The organism is Sulfurimonas hydrogeniphila (assembly GCF_009068765.1).
GTDB classification, from domain to species: Bacteria; Campylobacterota; Campylobacteria; order Campylobacterales; family Sulfurimonadaceae; genus Sulfurimonas; species Sulfurimonas hydrogeniphila.
This window is the reverse complement of the sequence record NZ_CP035534.1, coordinates 14,991-35,889: the sequence shown is the minus strand read 5'-3', so window position 1 is coordinate 35,889 and position 20,899 is coordinate 14,991. Positions and strand designations below refer to the sequence as shown.

At 40.8% G+C, this 20,899-nt stretch carries 15 protein-coding genes, 1 tRNA gene and 3 rRNA genes; 8 read left to right on the top strand and 11 right to left on the bottom strand.

Annotation, left to right across the window (positions count from 1 at the left end):
- Positions 1 to 183: 183 nt before the first annotated feature.
- The 4 genes from rrf to ETP70_RS00155 all read right to left on the bottom strand — a co-directional run bounded on the left by rrf (position 184) and on the right by ETP70_RS00155 (position 5,478).
- A 5S ribosomal RNA gene (gene rrf, locus ETP70_RS00170) occupies positions 184 to 299 on the bottom strand.
- A 256-nt stretch (positions 300 to 555) separates the two neighbouring features.
- A 23S ribosomal RNA gene (locus ETP70_RS00165) occupies positions 556 to 3,448 on the bottom strand.
- Positions 3,449 to 3,739: 291 nt separating this feature from the next.
- Positions 3,740 to 3,815: transfer RNA gene (locus ETP70_RS00160), tRNA-Ala, on the bottom strand.
- A 142-nt stretch (positions 3,816 to 3,957) separates the two neighbouring features.
- Positions 3,958 to 5,478 (bottom strand): 16S ribosomal RNA (locus ETP70_RS00155).
- The 16S, 23S and 5S rRNA genes sit together here with 1 tRNA gene alongside, the layout of an rRNA operon.
- Before the next feature lie 582 nt (positions 5,479 to 6,060).
- On the opposite strand from ETP70_RS00155, the gene ETP70_RS00150 reads away from it, so the two are divergent.
- A complete protein-coding gene (locus ETP70_RS00150) occupies positions 6,061 to 6,759 on the top strand; it encodes a Bax inhibitor-1/YccA family protein (protein WP_151899270.1) in 699 nt (232 codons plus the stop codon).
- Positions 6,749 to 7,156: a thiamine-phosphate pyrophosphorylase gene (locus ETP70_RS00145; protein ID WP_188110004.1), complete on the top strand. Its 408-nt coding sequence runs from the start codon at positions 6,749 to 6,751 to the stop codon at positions 7,154 to 7,156. Before ETP70_RS00150 ends, ETP70_RS00145 begins: the two co-directional genes overlap by 11 nt.
- On the opposite strand, the gene ETP70_RS00140 is transcribed toward ETP70_RS00145, so the two are convergent.
- Genes ETP70_RS00140 through ETP70_RS00125 form a run of 4 tightly spaced genes read right to left on the bottom strand, consistent with a single transcriptional unit; the run spans position 7,146 to position 10,339 of the window.
- Positions 7,146 to 7,826, bottom strand: coding sequence for a methyltransferase domain-containing protein (locus ETP70_RS00140; RefSeq protein WP_151899269.1), 681 nt, complete (start codon positions 7,824 to 7,826; stop codon positions 7,146 to 7,148). The genes ETP70_RS00145 and ETP70_RS00140 overlap by 11 nt on opposite strands.
- Before the next feature lie 10 nt (positions 7,827 to 7,836).
- Positions 7,837 to 8,634 (bottom strand): metal ABC transporter permease, encoded by a 798-nt coding sequence (locus tag ETP70_RS00135; protein WP_151899268.1) that lies wholly within the window; start codon positions 8,632 to 8,634, stop codon positions 7,837 to 7,839.
- An 8-nt stretch (positions 8,635 to 8,642) separates the two neighbouring features.
- A complete protein-coding gene (locus tag ETP70_RS00130) occupies positions 8,643 to 9,407 on the bottom strand; it encodes a metal ABC transporter ATP-binding protein (RefSeq protein WP_151899267.1) in 765 nt (254 codons plus the stop codon).
- On the bottom strand, positions 9,404 to 10,339 hold the full coding sequence (locus tag ETP70_RS00125; RefSeq protein ID WP_151899266.1) for a metal ABC transporter substrate-binding protein: 936 nt from the start codon (positions 10,337 to 10,339) through the stop codon (positions 9,404 to 9,406). Before ETP70_RS00125 ends, ETP70_RS00130 begins: the two co-directional genes overlap by 4 nt.
- A 116-nt stretch (positions 10,340 to 10,455) precedes the next feature.
- On the opposite strand from ETP70_RS00125, the gene secG reads away from it, so the two are divergent.
- From secG to pyrE, 3 genes are read left to right on the top strand one after another with little or no spacing between them, the layout of a single operon-like run.
- Positions 10,456 to 10,785, top strand: coding sequence for a preprotein translocase subunit SecG (gene secG, locus ETP70_RS00120; RefSeq protein WP_151899265.1), 330 nt, complete (start codon positions 10,456 to 10,458; stop codon positions 10,783 to 10,785).
- A 21-nt stretch (positions 10,786 to 10,806) separates the two neighbouring features.
- On the top strand, positions 10,807 to 11,364 hold the full coding sequence (gene frr, locus ETP70_RS12330; RefSeq protein WP_188110003.1) for a ribosome recycling factor: 558 nt from the start codon (positions 10,807 to 10,809) through the stop codon (positions 11,362 to 11,364).
- Positions 11,365 to 11,367: 3 nt separating this feature from the next.
- Entirely contained in the window at positions 11,368 to 11,976 is a 609-nt protein-coding gene (gene pyrE / locus ETP70_RS12325) for an orotate phosphoribosyltransferase (RefSeq protein WP_188110002.1), read from the top strand.
- 10 nt (positions 11,977 to 11,986) lie between these two features.
- Here the strand turns inward: pyrE and ETP70_RS00110 are convergent, their stop codons facing one another.
- Positions 11,987 to 13,609 (bottom strand): cation:proton antiporter, encoded by a 1,623-nt coding sequence (locus ETP70_RS00110; RefSeq protein ID WP_151899264.1) that lies wholly within the window; start codon positions 13,607 to 13,609, stop codon positions 11,987 to 11,989.
- Between the two features lie 76 nt (positions 13,610 to 13,685).
- Between ETP70_RS00110 and pyrG the strand changes: the two genes are divergently transcribed.
- Genes pyrG through ETP70_RS00095 form a run of 3 tightly spaced genes read left to right on the top strand, consistent with a single transcriptional unit; the run spans position 13,686 to position 18,984 of the window.
- Positions 13,686 to 15,305, top strand: coding sequence for a CTP synthase (gene pyrG, locus ETP70_RS00105; RefSeq protein ID WP_151899263.1), 1,620 nt, complete (start codon positions 13,686 to 13,688; stop codon positions 15,303 to 15,305).
- On the top strand, positions 15,295 to 16,884 hold the full coding sequence (gene recJ / locus ETP70_RS00100) for a single-stranded-DNA-specific exonuclease RecJ (RefSeq protein WP_151899262.1): 1,590 nt from the start codon (positions 15,295 to 15,297) through the stop codon (positions 16,882 to 16,884). The genes pyrG and recJ overlap by 11 nt, the downstream gene beginning before the upstream one ends.
- 9 nt (positions 16,885 to 16,893) lie before the next feature.
- Complete coding sequence (locus ETP70_RS00095) at positions 16,894 to 18,984, top strand: WD40 repeat domain-containing protein (RefSeq protein ID WP_151899261.1); 2,091 nt, start codon at positions 16,894 to 16,896, stop codon at positions 18,982 to 18,984.
- Here ETP70_RS00095 and fliI read toward each other — a convergent pair.
- On the bottom strand, positions 18,979 to 20,286 hold the full coding sequence (gene fliI / locus ETP70_RS00090) for a flagellar protein export ATPase FliI (protein ID WP_151899260.1): 1,308 nt from the start codon (positions 20,284 to 20,286) through the stop codon (positions 18,979 to 18,981). The two genes, ETP70_RS00095 and fliI, sit on opposite strands and share 6 nt — an antisense overlap.
- Positions 20,287 to 20,289: 3 nt before the next feature.
- A complete protein-coding gene (gene folE, locus ETP70_RS00085) occupies positions 20,290 to 20,829 on the bottom strand; it encodes a GTP cyclohydrolase I FolE (protein WP_230973342.1) in 540 nt (179 codons plus the stop codon).
- Between the last annotated feature and the right edge of the window lie 70 nt (positions 20,830 to 20,899).

Below are 20,899 nucleotides of genomic sequence, written 5' to 3'. Positions count from 1 at the left end.
ATGATAAAAAAGATGAAAATGTAGATATGTGATAAAAAAATAACAATGTGTATATTTGTAACATTTTTATCACATATTAAAATATATATGTATTGTACAAAAGAAATGTAAAAATAAAGTAAATAGAAATATAGCAGAGAAAATTTTGTAAATGATTGAAAGTTAGGAAGAAAAATCTGATCAACTAGGCAGCGACCTACATTCCCACAAGTGAAACCTGCAGTATTATCAGCGATGAGAGGCTTAGCTTCTGGGTTCGGAATGGGGCCAGGCGTTTCCCTCTCTCTATAGCCACCTAGACAAGATCAGATATAAAGACATCTGACTGATGTATTTATATCTGATCTTATATCAGTTAAGAGTTGAGTAATATCAATTGTTAAAGTCAACAAACTCTTCGGAACCCAGACTTCAGTCTGGGCTAATTGGCTTAAAAGCCTAAAAGGCAAGGTTAAAACCTTGTTTCCGTCATACTAAATAACTTCTTAACATATCTCTTATTAGTATATATACACTAAATAAGGTAGTGAAGCAATTGTGTTCATTTAAGAACTTGGTAAAAAGACAAACGTACTATTAGTACTGGTCAGCTAAACACATTGCTGTGCGTACACATCCAGCCTATCAAGCTTGTAGTCTTCAAGCGTACTTCAGGGAACGTTCATCTTGGAGTTGGCTTCCCGCTTAGATGCTTTCAGCGGTTATCTCATCCGTGCGTAGCTACCCAGCTATGCCCTTGGCAGGACAACTGGTGCACCAGTGGCACGTCCAACCCGGTCCTCTCGTACTAGGGTCAGCTCTCCTCAACGTTCCTACGCCCACGGAAGATAGGGACCGAACTGTCTCACGACGTTCTGAACCCAGCTCGCGTACCGCTTTAAATGGCGAACAGCCATACCCTTGGGACCTGCTCCAGCCCCAGGATGCGATGAGCCGACATCGAGGTGCCAAACCTCCCCGTCGATGTGAGCTCTTGGGGGAGATCAGCCTGTTATCCCCGGCGTACCTTTTATCCTTTGAGCGATGGCCCTTCCACACAGAACCACCGGATCACTATGACCGTCTTTCGACTCTGCTCGACTTGTATGTCTCACAGTCAGTCCGGCTTATGCCATTATACTCTACGAAGGATTTCCAACCCTTCTGAGCCGAACTTTGTAAGCCTCCGTTACTTTTTAGGAGGCGACCGCCCCAGTCAAACTACCCACCAGACATTGTCCTCGCACGAGATAATCGTACGGAGTTAGCTATCAGAATATTCAAGGGTGGTATCTCAAGGATGCCTCCTCCAGAACTGGCGTCCTGGATTCAACGGCTCCCACCTATCCTGCACATGAATATCCCAATAGCAGTGTCAAGCTATAGTAAAGGTGCACGGGGTCTTTCCGTCTTTCCGCGGGTAGGAGGAATTTTCACCTCCACTACAATTTCACTGGATCCCTTGTTGAGACAGCTCCCATCTCGTTACGCCATTCATGCAGGTCGGTATTTAACCGACAAGGAATTTCGCTACCTTAGGACCGTTATAGTTACGGCCGCCGTTTACTCGGGCTTCAATTCATGCCTTCGCCGAAGCTAAGCAATCCTTTTAACCTTCGAGCACCGGGCAGGCGTCACACCCTATACATCCACTTACGTGTTAGCAGAGTGCTGTGTTTTTGGTAAACAGTCGGGAGGGACTCTTTGCTGCGACCCGTCAGTGCTTTGGAGAGTAAATCTCCTAACACTTAGGGCACACCTTATACCGAAGATACGGTGCTAGTTTGCAGAGTTCCTTAACAAGGGTTCATCCACGCGCCTTAGAATACTCATCTCACCCACCTGTGTCGGTTTACGGTACGGGCAACATTACATCTCGTTTAGAGGCTTTTCTCGGCACGACAGTATCAAGGGTTCTGGTCGCTCTCCGAAAAGATTGACCAGCCTGTCAGATCTCGGTCTCATGTAGCGCGGATTTGCCTACGCTACGACCTACGTCCTTCGAGCCACTATTCCATCAGTGACCCCCTTTAACTCTATGCGTCCCCCCATCACTCAAACGATGTAATGTCGGTATCGGAATATTAACCGATTTGCCATCGTCTACCCCTTTCGGACTCGACTTAGGTCCCGACTAACCCTACGATGACGAGCATCGCGTAGGAAACCTTGGGTTTACGGCGAAGAAGATTCTCACTTCTTTTCTCGCTACTCATGCCTGCATGCTCACTTCCATCCGCTCCAGTACTCCTTACCGGTATACCTTCAGCGCTGAATGGAACGCTCTCCTACCACTTACAGTAAACTGTAAATCTAAAGCTTCGGTGTTTATCTTAGCCCCGTTATATTTTCGGCGCAGAATCGCTAGACCAGTGAGCTGTTACGCTTTCTTTAAAGGATGGCTGCTTCTAAGCCAACCTCCTGGTTGTCACAGCAACTCCACATCCTTTTCCACTTAGATAAAACTTTGGGACCTTAGCTGTTAGTCTGGGTTGTTCCCCTCTCGACATAGGATTTTATCACCCTACGCCTGACTCCCGAGGTTACACGTATAGTATTCGGAGTTTGATAGGGTTTGGTACCGCGGTAAGCAGCCCTAGCCCTGTCAGTGCTCTACCCCTATACGCTAATGCTCGAGGCTATACCTAAATATATTTCGGAGAGAACCAGCTATCACTGAGTTTGATTGGCCTTTCACCCCTATCCACAAGTCATCCCAAGAATTTTCAACTTCTACGGGTTCGGTCCTCCACTGGCTCTTACACCAGCTTCAACCTGCTCATGGATAGATCACTCAGTTTCGGGTCTGCAGCATCTGACTATGTCGCCCTATTAAGACTCGCTTTCGCTACGGCTTCTCGTTCGATTAACCTTGCCAGATACCACAACTCGCAGGCTCATTATGCAAAAGGCAGTCCGTCACACTTATTTAATAGTGCTCCGAATGATTGTAAGCCATAGGTTTCAGGTTCTATTTCACTCCGCTCACCGCGGTCCTTTTCACCTTTCCCTCACGGTACTTGTTCGCTATCGGTCTAGTAGTAGTATTTAGGGTTGGAGGGTGGTCCCCCCATATTCAGTCAAGATAACACGTGTCCCGACCTACTCGTTCCATACCTTAGTTCCACATAAATGTTTTCGCTTACGGGAGTATCACCCTCTATGCTCATCCTTTCCAGAATGTTCTGCTAACAAATATGCTAAATGTATGCGCCCTATTCCAATTTCGCTCGCCGCTACTCTCGGAATCTCGTTTGATTTCTCTTCCTTTGGGTACTGAGATGTTTCACTTCCCCAAGTTCGCCCCACCCGAAGGTGGTAACACGAATCGCTCCGTGCTGGGTCGCCCCATTCAGAAATTCCCGGATCAAAGCTTCTTGGCAGCTCCCCGAGACTTTTCGCAGCCTAGTACGTCTTTCATCGCCTCTACTAGCCAAGGCATCCACCTATGGCCCTTAATATCTTTTTATTCTATGTTGCGTTCACTACCTTATTTAATGTATGAATACATTAAACAAGATGAATGATCTGTTATTGTAGTTATTTAGTTTTTAATTATATCTCTATAATTAAAGTTGTTGACTTTAACAATTGTAATTTAATGATCGTTTGGTTTTTAAACCAAATATAAATTCTTATGACTTTAAGAACTTATATTTAATTTAGAAACTTGTTTGATTTTTGAAGAAGTTGTGCTTGAAAAATCTGCGTAGCGTACTTTTGTACGTAAGTAGATTTTTCAAGTGCAAATTCTCAAAAATGGTGGAGAATAGCGGGATCGAACCGCTGACCTCCTGCGTGCAAGGCAGGCGCTCTCCCAGCTGAGCTAATTCCCCATTTTATAATCGTAATTCAAATGAACACAGATCACTGAAAACTAAGCAAGTAAGTAACTTTTGAAACAACTAATAAACTATTTCTCGTGTGAGATTTTCTTTTGAATGAAGTAGTCAAACGAATGACTCTTCTTTACTCTAGAAAGGAGGTGATCCAACCGCAGGTTCTCCTACGGTTACCTTGTTACGACTTCACCCCAGTCGCTAATTCCACCGTAAGCGGTAGCCCCCCGAAGGTTGGCTTCCCGATTTCGGGTGAAATCAACTCCCATGGTGTGACGGGCGGTGAGTACAAGACCCGGGAACGTATTCACCGTAGCATTGCTGATCTACGATTACTAGTGATTCCAGCTTCATGGAGTCGAGTTGCAGACTCCAATCCGAACTGAGAGACGCTTTAAGTGATTAGCTCCACCTCGCGGTATCGCAACACTCTGTACGCCCCATTGTAGCACGTGTGTAGCCCTAGCCATAAGGGCCATGATGACTTGACGTCGTCCTCACCTTCCTCCTCCTTACGAAGGCAGTCTCCTTAGAGTGCTCAGCTTAACCTGCTAGCAACTAAGGACGAGGGTTGCGCTCGTTGCGGGACTTAACCCAACATCTCACGACACGAGCTGACGACAGCCGTGCAGCACCTGTTTTCGAGCTCCCAAAAGGGCACCCCGCCATCTCTGGCAGGTTCTCTCAATGTCAAGGCTAGGTAAGGTTCTTCGCGTATCTTCGAATTAAACCACATGCTCCACCACTTGTGCGGGTCCCCGTCTATTCCTTTGAGTTTTAATCTTGCGACCGTACTCCCCAGGCGGTTCACTTAATCTGTTAAGTGCATCACCGCCCTGACTAGCAGAGCGACGACTAGTGAACATCGTTTAGGGCGTGGACTACCAGGGTATCTAATCCTGTTTGCTCCCCACGCTTTCACGCCTTAGCGTCAGTTATGTTCCAGGAGATCGCCTTCGCTTTCGGTATTCCTAGTGATATCTACGGATTTTACCCCTACACCACTAATTCCATCTCCCCCTCCCATACTCTAGGTCGGCAGTTTCAAATGCAGTTCTACAGTTAAGCTGTAGGATTTCACATCTGACTTGCCAACCCGCCTACGCGTCCTTTACGCCCAGTGATTCCGAATAACGCTTGCACCCTCCGTATTACCGCGGCTGCTGGCACGGAGTTAGCCGGTGCTTATTCATATGCTACCGTCATTTTCTTGACATATAAAAGGAGTTTACACACCGAAATGCGTCATCCTCCACGCGGCGTTGCTGCATCAGGGTTTCCCCCATTGTGCAATATTCCTCACTGCTGCCTCCCGTAGGAGTCTGGTCCGTGTCTCAGTACCAGTGTGGCGGATCATCCTCTCAAACCCGCTACCCGTCATCGCCTTGGTAGTCTCTTACACTACCAACTAGCTGATGGGATATAGACCGATCCCTTGGCGGAATCCATTTCCCGACTTATCTTGTGATAAGAAGGAGTATCCGGTATTAATCATCGTTTCCAATGGCTATCCCGGTCCAAGGGGCACATTATCTATATATTACTCACCCGTGCGCCACTCGTCAGCATAGTAGCAAGCTACCATCTGTTACCGTTCGACTTGCATGTGTTAAGCACGCCGCCAGCGTTCATTCTGAGCCAGGATCAAACTCTCCATAATTGTTATTACAGAAAGATAAGTAAACTTATTACTGATCTTTTGCCCAAGATTATTAAATCATTGGCTTTGTTATTTTAAGTCTTAATAAAACTGCTTAAGGTTCTATTACTAGACTGTATAGTTATCTATTACTATTAAGGGAACCATACAGGCAAGCCTGTATGGATTTCAAAATAGAATAGACGGTTGTTGTTTATTAGTTATTTCTAAGTAATTTATCTCTTTAACTCTAAAGTTAAAAAGTCTCTTACTTGCTTAGTTTTCAATGATCTCAAACATTTTTAAAAGCTTCTACTTGAAGTCTCTCTAGGCCTTTTAAATCAGGTCTCTCTGTTTGTGGATGGGAATTATAGGGGATTTCGACTTTAATGTCAATAGTATTTGAGAGAAATTTTAAATTTCTTTTTGGTCTGTTTCATTTAGAATTAGTTTTGCTTATTTTAGCATAGCTTATTCACTAATATATATTATAGTGTAAGCATTCTTCTTCTCTTCTTATGTTGCCTTCCATTAACTTTTTATCTATAGAATTCACTAAATAAAAAAATATCTTATGGATAGATATTGAAAAAGGAAACAACTATGGGACTATATGATCGTGATTATGCAAGAGGTAATACTTATGCTTCACATGTAGAGAGTCGCAACGAAGCGCAGATAGTCTCTTTTGTAAAAGAGACATATAAGCTTTTCGCTGCATCAATGCTTGCAGGAGCAGCCGGTGCTTACGTAGGTGTGCCTTTGGCTGCCAGTATTTCAGGTTTGATCTGGCCGCTGTTCTTTTTGGAAATCGGTCTTTTAATCGGTTTGCAGTTTGTAAAAAACAAACCTGGTATCAATCTGCTGGTAATGTTTGCTTTTGTATTTGTTACAGGACTGACAACAGCGCCATTATTGGCTTATACACTTGGAATGAACGGCGGCGGTGCGATAGTAGGTAATGCTTTTGCCATGACAGCTGTAGTATTCGGTGCAATGAGCTTTTTTGCTATAAAAAGCACAAAGGATTTTACAGGATACGGAAAACCTTTAATGATTGCTCTTTTTGTAATCATCGGATTTTCAATAATAAACATATTTCTTGGAAATCCGATGTTCCAAATTATCATTGCCGGAGCAGTAGTCATACTCTTTAGCATCCTGGTAATTTATGATACGCAAAATATCATGAAAGGAGCATATCAAACGCCTATTGACGGTGCCATTGCGCTTTATTTGGACTTTTTAAACATCTTTATAGCACTGCTGCAGCTTTTTGGTATCTTTGGAAATGAAGAGTAGTACTCTCTCACCCGAGCTTTTTCGGGTGATTGATGCCAACATAAACCGTCTCAAAGAAGGCATACGCGTTGTTGAAGATATACTTCGATATAAAGACAACAACAAAGAACTCTCCTCCAGACTCAAATCACTCCGACACAAAGCACAGATTCAAGAAACAAAAGAGCTTCTCAAGAACAGAGACAGTATAAATGATGTCTTGCGACCCTCTACAAAAAGTGAACAAAACCGTTCTACACTTGAAGATATCCTGACTGCCAACTTTAAACGCGCGCAGGAATCTGCCAGGGTTTTAGAAGAGTTGTATAAGCTAGACAACATAGACTACAGCGAAAACTTTAAAACTCTGCGTTATGAGCTGTATAATTTAGAAAAAGAAGTCATGCTCAATAGATAAAGGCGACTTCAAACTCCAAATAGCTTAAGGGATACTCCTGCATCAGTTTTTTCATCTCTTTGTAGCTTAAAACATTGCGGGAGGCACTCACTCCGCTCTTTTTTATATAACGAAACATATCTCTCACATTATCAAAGTCCAGCTTATACCGTACTACTTCAAAGTTCGCATTAAAATATTTTTTTTGCAGTTTTTCAAGTTTACATGTATCTATAAGCAGTGGTTCCAATCCTGCTGTTACATGTAATGTTTTAAATGTATTTGAGGTAAAAACTGCGAGCGCAACAGGGGCATGAAAAGCTTGCAACTGCTGGAATGTTTTTTCCATATCATCTGCCCATTGTAAAGCAGAAGAGGAAAGAATATAATCAAAACTGTATTCTCTCAGAAGATCAAAAAGATTTACATCATTAAAATTTCCGTAAATGCACTCTATCTTTTGAGACTTTGGATGCAACTCCAACATTCCCGGAGCAAAATCAACTGCCATCAGTTTATCATACTGCCAATTTATTTTTCTTGCCAAAGTACCGCTTCCGCAACCAAGGTCCAAAATATTTTTTGGCTGCGAGGTGATCAGAGAGAGAAGTTTATCGGCCACTTTTTGCTGAATAACATTATAAGAACCGTAATGCATTGCATACTTGGAAAATTCAGAACTTATTTTCATCTCTTCTCTATCATTTCTTGTTTATTATCAGTGAAACAATAAAAATAACTATGATTGAAAGCACTATAGTAGCCCCGGAAGGTAAAGAATAGTAGTAAGAAAGGCTCATGCCGAATACAACACTGAAAAGGGCAAAAAAGAGTGAAATAAGCATTGTGCTTCTAAAGCCCACTCGGTACTGCAAGGCAGCGACAGTCGGAATCACCATCAAAGCTCCGATAAGCAGACTCCCCACAACCCGAATCGAGAGTGCAATAATAACAGCCACTACGGTAACAAGCAAAAAGTTTAAAAACTTTACTTTGATACCGCTTGTTTGAGCTACTTCTTCGTCATAAGCAATAAAATAAAGTTCTTTTGAGAAAAGCAGCAAAAAGAGTAAAGAGAGACTCCCTACTGTGACTATTGTCATTACATCTTCATCTGTCACCGATAAAATAGAACCAAACAGATAAGAAAAAAGAGAATTGTTAAAAGCACCGCCCAAAGAGACAATAATCACAGCAATTGCCAGTGAACCTGAAAGGATTATAGCCAATATAGCATCGCTGTAGAGTGAAAATGCACTTCGCAGATATTCTATCAACCATGCAGAAGCAATCGCAACACCAACAGCAACCCACAAAGGATTATATCCTGCCACAAGTCCGACAGCAACTCCGACAAGCGCCGAATGTGCCAGAGTCTCACTCATAAGAGAGTAACGGCGAAGTACTACAAAATTTCCGCTTACAGAAGCCAGCACGGCTATAAAAAGTCCTGCAACAAAGGCTCTTTGCATAAAATCATATTCAAACATTTCAAACATAGGAATCCTTAATGCTCATGCTTGTGGTGATGAAGGGCATGGGCATCTATGCCATACAAATCACTTACTTCTTCACAAGAAAGCATCTTTTTTGGGTCATTACAAATTGTCGCTTTTTGATTTATAGTAAATAAACGTCCGATATCATCAGCTATAACACCGATATCATGCGTAATAAACAAAATGGTTATCTTTTCTTCTTTATTCAGCTTCGCCAGCAATGTGTAAAATCTTTGCTGAGACACCATATCTACACCGGTATTGGGTTCGTCAAGAATCAGAATTTTTGGGCAAGAGGCCAGAGCTCTTGCTATCATGACCCTTTGACGCTGACCGCCTGAGAGGGTACCAACCATTTTATCTCTTAAATTAAGAATATCCATTTTTATCATGGCATCTTCTACCATTTCTTTGTCTTCTTTACTTATACCGGCCAGTATTCCTCTTTTTGCTATACGCCCCATTTTTACAATATCTTCAACAGTCGCCGGAAAGTTTTCGTCTACGAGCGTTGCGCGCTGTGGCACATAGCCTATTTTGTACCACTCTTTAAACTCTTTTAACTTTTTGCCAAATATTCTGATTTCCCCGGATGTAGGCTGTTCCAATCCGAGAAGCATACGGATGAGCGTTGTTTTCCCGCCACCGTTTGGTCCGATAATGGCAATGTATTCTCCTTCAAAAATTTCAAATGAAATATCCTCAAGAATTTTCTGTCCGCGAACAATAAAGCTAAGCTTTTTTACATCAAAGATGGGAACTTTGAATTTCATCTGCACATAAGCGCCTTTGAGAGTTTTTTAAGATTTTTTTGCATAATTGCCTGGTATGTCATACCCGCCTTTGCTTCATCTGCTGTAATATTGCCCAAAGGCTGAAAAACATCAACAGTGATATTTGCATCCTTTGCTATTGTTTTGGTTACCTTGTCATTTACAAAATTTTCATAAAAAATTGTCTGTATGCCTTTTTTGCGAATATCCTGAAAAACTCTTTTCATTGCTTTGGCACTCGGTTCAGCTTCGGGAGAGAGTCCCGTCAATGATTCTACTCCAAATCCGTACCTGTCTGCAATGTAGCCAAGAGCATTATGTGTAACAACAACACTTTTTTGCTTACAGTTTGCAAGTTTCTGTTTGTATTCCTGGTCAAGCGTATTGAGCATTTTTACATATCTGTCTCTGTTTTTAATGTAAAGTTCTTTGTATTGAGGCTGCAGTGCAATAAGTTCATTTGTTATCACTTGTGCAGCTTTTTTCATATTGTCAAAATCAAGCCAGTAGTGAGGGTCTACTTCTTCATGATGGTGATGCCCGATATGTTCCTCTTCTTCGTTTTCATCCGTATCTGCAAGTTCTCGTAATTTTACATACTTACTGATATTTACAGCCTTTTGTTTAAATGCAAATCCGTGTACCCATGGTTCCAATCCTGCGCCGCTGTAAAAAAGCAGGGCACTTTTTTCTATGTTGCCCATAAGCTTGGGAGTTGGTTCAAAACTGTGAGGGTCAACACCAAAAGGCAAAATATTAACGACATCAAGAGTATCGCCTGCAATATGCTTTGTAATGTCATAAAGAGCAAATGTGGTTACCCCGACTATCGGTTTTGTATTTGTTTGAGGTTTTTTTTCATTTTCTATAACAAGAAACAGGCTTGCCATAAACAAAATAAGAATCAATGCAATAATTTTTATATTTTTCACTGCCCACCCTTCGAAATAATTTTTATTTAATAATTGTAATTATACCCTCTTTTTTAGAGTTTGATAATATAAGGTTTTTTAGATATAATTCTCCACTTTATAATTTAGGAAAATATATGACAACCAGTCTTTTACTTATAATTCAAATCGTCTTAGTTATCATCTTGGTTATCGCTGTGCTCTTACAAAAAAGCTCAAGCATAGGCCTTGGTGCTTACAGTGGTTCAAATGAATCGGTTTTTGGTGCAAAAGGGCCAAGCAGTTTCTTGGCAAAAACGACATTTACCATCGGCTTTTTGTTCGTTGTCAATACGATCACACTAGGATACATGTATTCTCAGTCTGCACAGTCTTCTGTGATAGATGAAATGGTTCCGACAACAAATGTAGCTGCTCCTGCAGTGCCGACTGCTTCGACTGCAAAACCAGAAACACCAAAAAAATAATCTTTTTAAGGAGAAAACAGAATGTTAAACGAAATATTTAATGAATGTGAAACGAAAATGCAAGGCAGCATTGAACATATGCAAAGAGATTTCAAAACACTCAGAACAGGGAAGGTCACAACTGCTGTACTTGATAATGTAAAAATTGACTATTACGGCACGCCTACTCCTCTTGATCAGGTGGGTTCTGTTTTGGCAACCGATGCGACAACTATTGTCATCAATCCCTGGGAAAAGAACCTTTTGTCTGATATCGAGTCTGCTATCAATGCGGCAAATATCGGCGTAAACCCTAATAATGACGGAGAGCAGATTAAACTTTTCTTTCCTGCCATGACAGTGGAACAGCGTCAGGAATCTGTAAAAAAAATGAAAACTATGGGTGAGAATGCCAAAGTATCCATTAGAAATGACAGACGCGACGCCAACGACAAAATCAAAAAACTTGAAAAAGAAAAAGAGATTACGCAGGATGAGTCTAAATCCGCTCAGGACAATATACAAAAAATAACAGACAAATATATCTCTAAAGTTGACAGCATCTTAAAAGACAAAGAAGCTGAAATTCTAAAGGTTTAATTCGTGGACATAAAGCAAATATATATGGATGCCGAAGCACTTTTGGAAGGGCATTTCAAATTGAGTTCAGGCAACCATTCACAGTTTTATCTTCAATCTGCAAAAGTTTTGGAAGATCCCAAAACAGCGAAACTTTTAGCAGAGGAACTTGCCAAGCAGATCAAGGCAAGCGGCCTTGAGATTGATACCGTCTGTGCTCCGGCGCTTGGCGGTTTGATTGCAGGTTTTGCGCTTGCTACGGCACTTGATGCAAGAAGTATATTTGCTGAACGGGTTGACGGCAAGATGACTGTTCGCCGCGGTTTTGAAATCAAACCGGGTGAAAAGGTTTTGATGTGCGAAGATATCATTACAACCGGAGGAAGCGCTATGGAAGCTGCTGCAGTTGTCAAAGAACTGGGTGGTGAAATAGTCGGCATTGCCGCATTGGCGAACCGCGGATTTTGCCACAGAGAGGGCAGCAACATAGAGACAAAGCCAAACTGCAAACTTCCTCAGGATATTCCGTTTTTTGCACTTGCAGACTTCACCTTTGAAATGTATCCGCCTGAGACATGTCCGCTTTGCAAAGACGGCAGCCAGGCCATTAAGCCGGGTTCACGCGGAAACTAGTATACAACCGCTAGCGATATTTTAGCTGGCAGGTTAACATTCTCTCAACCAAAACACGTGCCACCTCTACTTTTCCGTCCACAATATTCGTTATAGCCAGGTCCGAAAGCTTCTCTTTTTCTTCCAGTGAAACCACTTTTACAATCAGATTTGCATTTCTTGAATGATTCAGCACTGCTTCACAAATAAGGCGCTTCTTCGCAATATTGTCAAGTGTTACAATTATTGCAGCAGCTTTTTCAATATGGAGCGCCTGTAAAATAGCTGTTTTGGAAGCATCTCCGAGATAGGCTTCTCTTCCTTCTTCCAGTGCTTCCTGTACATGTTTGTTTGAATTGTCAATGATAACATAGGGAACATCAAGTTCTTCAAGATACTGTGTCACAAATTTACCGACCACGCTGTATCCACACACAACCACATGATTTTCTCTGCCCTTAAGTGCAGACATATCTGTAACAATATCTTTTTCTTTTATCAGCCTGGTGGTTACAGCATTGATAAAGGGAACAAAAAACGGTGTCACTATCATGGAAAAAATCACTATCAGTACCAACAAAGAAGCCAACTGCTCATCAATAATATGCCCTGATGCCGCGAGTGCAAAAATTACAAATGAAAATTCGCCTACCTGGGAAAGGAAGAGTGCCGTTTTCAAGGAAACTGCACTGCTTGAGCTTAACCGCAAGACCAAAAACATAAGGAGCGATTTTATAATAAAAATCAGTAAAAACAGACCGATAATAAGTCCGATATTGTCAACGAACAAGAAGATGTCAATTTTCATACCCACAACAACAAAGAACGTTCCCAAAAGAATATCTTTAAACGGTGCGATATCTGATTCTACTTTATGATGGTATTTCGTTTCCGCGATAATCATACCGGCTACAAATGCGCCTAAAGAGTAGGTAAAACCCATATAGTAGGCAAAAAGAGAAGATGCCATGACGATAAAGAGTACAGAACCCATAAAGAGTTCGTCTACCTCTGACGAGGATGAAAAATGCAGCAGCCAGGCGACAACTCTCTTGCCGAATGTAAACATCACAGCGATAACAACAGAAACACTTAAAAGTGTATGCCATAAAATGACAAAGATCTCCTGATCTCCCTCTTTGGTTAAAAAGCTTATCAGAATTAAAATAGGAATCACTGCAATATCCTGAAAAATCAGAATTCCTGTTGCATTCTGCCCGTACGGAGTATAAATCTCTTTAGAACTTTTTAAATATGTCAGTACGATTGCTGTTGATGAAAGCGAAAACGCCAGTGCTATAATTATGGATGATTTTGGTCCCAGAGCAAAAATATAATGGGCTAGCAGATAGGTGACAACCGTAGTCAGTCCGACCTGTAAAAATCCGTTGGCAAAAATCTCTCTTTTCATCGAACCCATTTTTGCCAAAGATATTTCAAGCCCTATGGTAAACATCAAAAATACAATACCGAATTCCCCTGCCATCTCCAAAGCATGCGAATGACTGGCTTTATGCAGATCAAAACCATAGGCAATAAGTGTTCCGGTCAGAATATAGCCTATAATCTGCGATATGCCTATTTTTTTCAAAAAGATATTAATAACTATGGAAACCCCAAGAGCGATGATTATATAGACTAAAACATTTTGCATACAGTTACTTTCATAATTTAATAAGACATTATATACTATAATCGCGCTTATACTTAATATATATGGAGATTTTTTAATGACTAAATTCATTTTTGTTACCGGTGGAGTATTAAGCTCTCTTGGAAAAGGGATTACAGCTGCCAGTATAGGTACTTTACTCAAACATGCCGGTAAGAATATAGGCATGCTTAAAATTGATCCGTATATCAATGTTGACCCGGGTACGATGAGTCCGCTGGAGCATGGAGAAGTTTTTGTTACAAAAGACGGCGCAGAAACTGATCTTGATATTGGAAACTATGAACGTTTCCTGGACAAGTCTTTTTTAAAAACATCCAACTTTACAACAGGGCAGGTTTACTCAAGTGTAATTGAGCGTGAACGCGCAGGCGGGTATCTCGGACAGACCATTCAGGTTGTTCCGCATATTGTCGGTGAAATTGTCAAGCGTATAAAAGCAGCCGGGGAAGGGCATGATATTCTTGTAGTGGAACTTGGAGGAACGGTTGGTGATATTGAAGGGCTGCCATTTATGGAAGCGATTCGCCAAATGAAACATGATGATGAAGTTGCCGGCACATTTTTTGTCCATGTAACCCTTATTCCCTACATTAAAGCAGCCGGTGAGATGAAATCAAAGCCGACACAGCACTCGGTTCAGGAACTTCGCCGTATCGGTATCACACCGCAGATGATTATAGCAAGAAGCGAAAATGCTCTGCCCAAAACATTCAAGAAAAAGCTTGCAATGAGCTGTGATGTTGCACCGGACAGTGTTATAGAAGCACTTGATGCTGCAAGCATATATGATGTTCCTATGTCATTTTTAAGACAAAATATTTTAAAACCTATAGCAAAAGAGCTTGATCTTGGTGAAATTGAACCTGATATGCAAGAGTGGGATACTCTTGTCAAAAAAATCGTACAGCCAAAAGGAAAAGTAGTTATAGGATTTGTCGGAAAATATCTTGCCCTCAAAGAGTCCTACAAATCACTAACAGAGGCTCTTATTCATGCCGGAGCTCATCTTGACAGCAGAGTTGAAATCTGCTGGGTTGATTCTGAAGAGATAGAAGAAAGAGATGCACAGACACTTCTGAGTGACTGTGACGGCATATTGGTAGCAGGCGGTTTTGGAAACCGGGGAATTGAAGGAAAAATACAGGCAATTGAGTATGCCCGTGTCAACAAGATACCTTATCTCGGCATCTGTCTGGGTATGCAGCTTACGCTTGTAGAATATGCAAGAAATGTGCTTGGACTGGAGGGTGCAAACTCCGTTGAATTTGACGAAAACACACCGCACCCTATGATTTATCTTATAGACAACTTTTTGGACCAAAGCGGCGGTATGCAGCTTCGGACACATCAGTCGCCGATGGGCGGGACCCTTCGTCTTGGAGAGTACCCGTGTGACACAAAAGAGGGTTCTTTGCTCCGTGAAGCCTATAACGGACAAAAAACAATTTATGAAAGACACCGTCACCGATATGAAGCAAACCCTGCCTACAGACAACAGCTTGAGGATGCCGGCATGATAGTCACAGGTGAGTCTGACGGGTTGATAGAAACAGTAGAGATTCAAGGCCATCCATGGTTTTTAGGGGTGCAGTTTCACCCTGAATTCACATCACGCCTCCAAACTCCAAATCCATCTATACTAGCATTTGTCAATGCCAGTTTAAATGCTGAGTAATATACCCCACTTAAACAAATCAGACCTTTTTGCTCTGCTTGCACAAAGGTTTGACAAGGAAGACAAAAAACTTTCCCAAATTCCAAATCCACAATTGCTTCATGATGCGGATAAAGCCGCAAAAAAAATTGCAGAAGCTATACGCGCTAACAAACGTATAACGTTAGTAGGTGATTATGATGTAGACGGTGTCAGCTCTACTGCTATAGTTGTTGATTTTTTCAAGCAGATTCCCTATCCTCTTGAAGCTATTATTCCCAATCGTTTTCATGATGGTTATGGGGTAAATCCTACTGTTTTGCAAAGAGTGGATACGGACTTGATTATAACTGTTGATAACGGAATATCTGCAATAGAAGCAGCCGATATATGCAAACAACGCAAAATAGACCTAATTATTACTGATCATCATACTCCAGGCGATGTTTTACCAGATGCCTATGCTATTGTTGATCCAAAGCTCTCTACATGTAACTATCCTTTTAAAGAGATATGTGGCGCACAGGTTGCATGGCTTTTACTTGGACTTGTAAAAAAAGAGCTTGCACTCAGTATAGATATGAAGCAATTTTTAGATATTTTGGCGATTGCAATTATTGCGGACATTATGCCTCTTGTCAATATAAACAGAACACTTGTCAAAGAAGGGCTTAATCTCCTTATGCACTCCAACAGGCCTGCCAGTGTTATTATCAGGGACTTTTTAAACAAGTCAAACATCACAAGTGAAGATATCGCATTTAACATAGCACCGCGTATCAACTCTGCCGGACGCCTTGAAGATGCTTCTATTGCCCTTGATTTTTATACTGCATCCGATACAAATACGGCTTATAAACAGTTTGAACTCTTGGGACAGCTCAATAATCTACGAAAAGAGACTGAAGCACAAACAACGCAAGAGGCACTGAACTCTGTCAATAAAAACGATAGAATTATTGTTGTGGCAGGTAAAAACTGGCATGAAGGTGTTGTAGGCATTGTAGCCGCCCGTTTGGTTGATAAGTTTGGATCTCCTGCGATAGTTTTGAGTATAAAAGATGAAGAAGCCAAAGGGAGTGCCAGAAGTATCGGTGACGTCAATATATATGAACTCATAAAAGAAAATGAACATCTGTTAACTAAGTTTGGCGGGCATAAAATGGCAGCAGGACTGGGTTTACATGTAAAGGATATAGCAGCCTTTAGAGAAGCTGTCAATAGAAGTGCACAAAGAATTCCTGATGATGATTTTATACCAAAAGAGCAGATAAGCGGAATCTTGGCAAGCGAAGATATAGATACAGAACTGCTAAATTTGCTTGAACAGTTTGAACCCTATGGAGAAGCGAATCTCCGGCCGACTTTTCTTATAAAAGATGCAGAAGTTGTCAGTATAAAACTGATGGGTGCCGACAAATCACATTCACGCATTGAAATCAGACAATACCCGCATCAAAGAGAGACTATAGAGCTTATTGCTTTTCGGCGTATTTATGAGATGCCTGAGAATAAAAAGATTACCTGCAGTTACTCCGTAACCAAAAATGAATTTAACGGCAGGGTCTCTGCCCAGCTTTTAGTGAATAAAATCTTTTAGAAGCCTTGCATGCCAAAGATTTATGAGTGTCTAAAAGTCCGCTCTCAAATCACTGTCTTACAGGCTTTGGACAATAACACCGTAGCACTCAGTACCAAACTCCATGGTATGCGAATTTTTGATGCTGATGATTGTCAAAATAAAAAAATCCTCTCCATCGCACAGTTAAATTATAAAACAACTGCCGTTGCTGTTCATCCAAGCGAAAATATTTGCGCCATAGCCAATGGTATCCAAATATATATAGTTTCTTTAACAAACAAAAGTCTTTTGCAAACTATTTATACCAACAATGGTACTGTTACCGCACTTCATTTTATACCGGATATGCCTTATATTGTCAGTGCTACGAACGAGGGTAGAGTTATGCTCTACCGGCATGATACTCAAAGAGAAATAGCCCGTCTTATCTCGTTTAAACACCAAAATATCAATGCTTTTGCTTTTCATAGAAACTATATGGCATGCAGCGGCTATGGAGGTTATGTCAGTATAATTCATCTGCAGTCACACCAGCAGATAAAAAAACTTTGTGTTTCCAAAGTAGCTATTGAGGCTTTATGCTTCATAAACGAGCAGACACTTATGCTTGGCAGTCATGATGGCACACTCTATATACAAAAACTTCACGAAGATGAAGAAAACTTCTCTTTACATATGCCTTTTGGTGCAATAAAAAATATTATATATTTTCCCCGGACTGATTTTGCACTTATAAGCGGAAGATCAAAGAGTATTTCGCTTGTAAATATTAGAAGCAAAAAGCTTGTAAGCCCAAAATATCTCAGCTTCGGGCATGAAGTCGATACTATGATTTTGACGCATAAGAAAAAGCTTGTTGTTGCTCTAAAAAACCAACAACTCTACACTATTACATTTGCCGATGCCGATGATCTGAAAATGTGTATACTTCGCAAAGATATTGTCAAAGCTTTTGACATAATCGATGCAGATCCGCGACTTCAAGGTACAAAAGAGCATAAAAAAGTTGAAACTCTTTATCAAAAACTTTATGCAAAAGCATTCGTTCATCTTATAAACTCCAATAAAAATGAACTAAAAAAAATTCTCCATATCCTACAGCAGATAAACAGTAAAACAGATGATATTAAGCTTTTGTTCAAAGCGCATAAAAATTATGCAGCCTTTCAACATTTTTACAGAGACAAAAAATATGCTCTTGCCTACAAACTCAGTGAAAAGTTTGCACCCTTGCAACATACCTCTGTCTATAAAAAAATGGAAGCTGATTTTAAAAAATCATATATTTTTGCCCAAAAACAGATCCTCATTGGCAATTTAGACAGAGCAAAAGAACTTTTGCTTCCATACATAACAATTTTGCCAAAACGTCCGCTTATAAACCTTTTGCTCAGACAAAATGAAGAATTTTTAGTATTTTTAAAAGCACTGCAATATAAAGAATACAGGACAATTGACAGACTTATATCAAAATATGAGGTTTTTAAGGATATTCCCGGATATTATGAACTGCAAAAATCACAAAAAATGCTTTTGCAAAATATAAAAAATACAATTGACAGCGCCAATGTTGAAAAAGCACTACAGCAAATAAAATCTGCACAGCTCTTTACATGTAACAATAATATACTGCAAGAGTTATATGAATATGCGCAATCTGTACAAAAATTTCTCTCATACTATGCAAATAATGATTTTAAAAAATGCTATGAACTTATAGACAGCGATACAAGACTGCAAAATCTTGAAATTACAAAACTTCTTGAAAAACACTGGCAGAAGCTTATGAATGAGTGTGAAAAACATGCGCTTAACGGTGATATACAACACATAAAAAAGACACTGGGGGAACTGATATACACACCTTCAAGAAGACAAAGAACAGGGAATCTTCTTCGACTCAGTTTCTACACACAGATAAAACAACTCATCAATACAAATAGATTCAACAATGCTGAAAATATCATTTATTCCTATATTGATATTTTCGGTATAGACAAAGAGATTAGAATTATCATGAACGGCTATGAAACATATAGCACCAAAAAACTTGCCATTACTCACGAACAGGGGGAAAAACGTTCACGGGACAGCTGGTTTGATTCACAAATATTATGAATTCATAAGAGCAGTTAACACCTCGACAGTCTCACTAAACGGTATCTGTATTGTCGAATCTTGCGTTATGAATTTTTCCATATCCTCTTTTTTATCAATAGCCTCGTCAAGTTCAGCATCACTGCCTTTTGTATAGGCACCTATTCTTATGAGCGTTTCATTCTCTTTGAGCAATGTATACAGTCGCCTAAATTTCATCACTGCCTTGAGATGCTCCGGTGTAATGATATCACTCATAACCCTTGAAGCCGAATTTAAAATATGCACAGGCGGATAGATGCCAAAATCTGTCATTTCCCGTGAGAGTACAATATGTCCGTCTAAAATGGAACGGGACTGATCAGCGATAGGATCACCCATATCATCCCCCTCTATCAAGACGGTAAAAAAGGCCGTAATGCTTCCTTTGCCTTCTTCTTTTCCGGCACGTTCCATTAACTGGGGCAAAAGGGTGAGAGAGGAGGGAGGGTAGCCTTTTGAAGTCGGTGGTTCTCCAAGTGCCAGCCCTATTTCACGCTGTGCCATAGCAAAACGTGTGACAGAATCCATAATAAAGAGCACATCTCTGCCCTGATCCTTAAAATGTTCGGCAACACTCATTGCGGCAAAAGCACCGTATTTTCGCATCAAAGGAGAATCATCTGACGTTGCCACGACTATAACAGTATTTGTCAAATCACCACCGAGATTTTTTTCTATAAACTCAGGAACTTCACGACCGCGTTCACCGATGAGCGCTACGACCTTGATAGGGGCATCTGCTCCGCGGACAATCATACCCATCAAGGTTGATTTTCCGACACCGCTTCCTGCAAATATTCCGAGTTTCTGTCCTTTTCCGCAGGTAAGCAGTCCGTCAATTGATTTGACCCCCACAGAAAAAACTTCATCTATCATGCCTCTTTTCATTGCCGCTATTGGTGCTTTTATGATAGGAGTAAGCTTTCCCTCTTTCAGACTGCCTTTGCCGTCAACAGGGCGCATAAACGGATCTACTACACGTCCCAAAAGAGCAGGGCCCACAGGAATATTCAAGCCTGTGGAATCTAAAAATACTTTATCTCCCGAACGAAATCCCTCTACAAATGAAAAAGGTGTAATGAAAAAGAGATCTGCATCAATCTCCGTTACCATCCCAACAGTCTCCTGTCCTGTAGTATCTGAGACAATCTTTACCATATCGCTGATGCTTACATGTAAACCTTTTGCCGTGATAATCGTTGCGTTTATTTTCACAACCTCGCCAAAAGAGACCGAATAGTTTTTATTTGCAAGTTTCTCTTTCAGTGATGATAATGGCATATTTTAGTATCTGTTTCCCGTAGGAGAATTAATGAGAGAAAAGAATTCACTGCGTGTTTTTTCATCTTTTTTGAAAAGTCCGCGAAGCGCTGATGATGTTGTCGTTGAGTTTATCTTTTCAACACCGCGCATCTCCATACACATATGACGCGCCTGAATGACAACACCAACACCCTTTGGCGCAATCGTATCCATAATGGCATCAGCAATCTGTTCCGTCAGCTGTTCTTGAATCTGCATACGGCGGGCAAACACATTGACAACTCGGGGAATTTTTGAAAGTCCGACCACTTTTCCGTCTGGAATATAGGCTACATGTACCCGACCGATAATAGGCAGAAGATGATGTTCACATGTAGAATAGAACTCTATGTCTTTTACCAAAACCATTTCATCATTGGAGGTCGTAAAAAGCGCTTTTTTTAAAATTTCCGCAGGATCTTCTTTGTATCCGCCGTAAATAAACTCATAGGCTTTTCGCACGCGTGCAGGTGTATCCAACAGCCCTTCACGACTTGGATCTTCTCCGACATGATGCATCATTGTTTTGACTGCATTTTCAAATTCACTGTTTTTATTCTCTGACAAAGTTATGCCTTTTAAAGTTTTTAGT

Bases quoted from the DNA above. Each gene is read 5' to 3' on its own strand.
- ETP70_RS00135 (WP_151899268.1), bottom strand. From the start codon at position 8,634: ATGTTTGAAATGTTTGAATATGATTTTATGCAAAGAGCCTTTGTTGCA.
- ETP70_RS00110 (WP_151899264.1), bottom strand. From the start codon at position 13,609: ATGCAAAATGTTTTAGTCTATATAATCATCGCTCTTGGGGTTTCCATA.
- ETP70_RS00095 (WP_151899261.1), top strand. From the start codon at position 16,894: ATGCCAAAGATTTATGAGTGTCTAAAAGTCCGCTCTCAAATCACTGTC.
- secG (WP_151899265.1), top strand. From the start codon at position 10,456: ATGACAACCAGTCTTTTACTTATAATTCAAATCGTCTTAGTTATCATC.
- ETP70_RS00145 (WP_188110004.1), top strand. From the start codon at position 6,749: ATGAAGAGTAGTACTCTCTCACCCGAGCTTTTTCGGGTGATTGATGCC.
- pyrG (WP_151899263.1), top strand. From the start codon at position 13,686: ATGACTAAATTCATTTTTGTTACCGGTGGAGTATTAAGCTCTCTTGGA.
- ETP70_RS00140 (WP_151899269.1), bottom strand. From the start codon at position 7,826: ATGAAAATAAGTTCTGAATTTTCCAAGTATGCAATGCATTACGGTTCT.
- recJ (WP_151899262.1), top strand. From the start codon at position 15,295: ATGCTGAGTAATATACCCCACTTAAACAAATCAGACCTTTTTGCTCTG.
- frr (WP_188110003.1), top strand. From the start codon at position 10,807: ATGTTAAACGAAATATTTAATGAATGTGAAACGAAAATGCAAGGCAGC.
- ETP70_RS00150 (WP_151899270.1), top strand. From the start codon at position 6,061: ATGGGACTATATGATCGTGATTATGCAAGAGGTAATACTTATGCTTCA.
- ETP70_RS00130 (WP_151899267.1), bottom strand. From the start codon at position 9,407: ATGAAATTCAAAGTTCCCATCTTTGATGTAAAAAAGCTTAGCTTTATT.
- folE (WP_230973342.1), bottom strand. From the start codon at position 20,829: ATGATGCATCATGTCGGAGAAGATCCAAGTCGTGAAGGGCTGTTGGAT.
- fliI (WP_151899260.1), bottom strand. From the start codon at position 20,286: ATGCCATTATCATCACTGAAAGAGAAACTTGCAAATAAAAACTATTCG.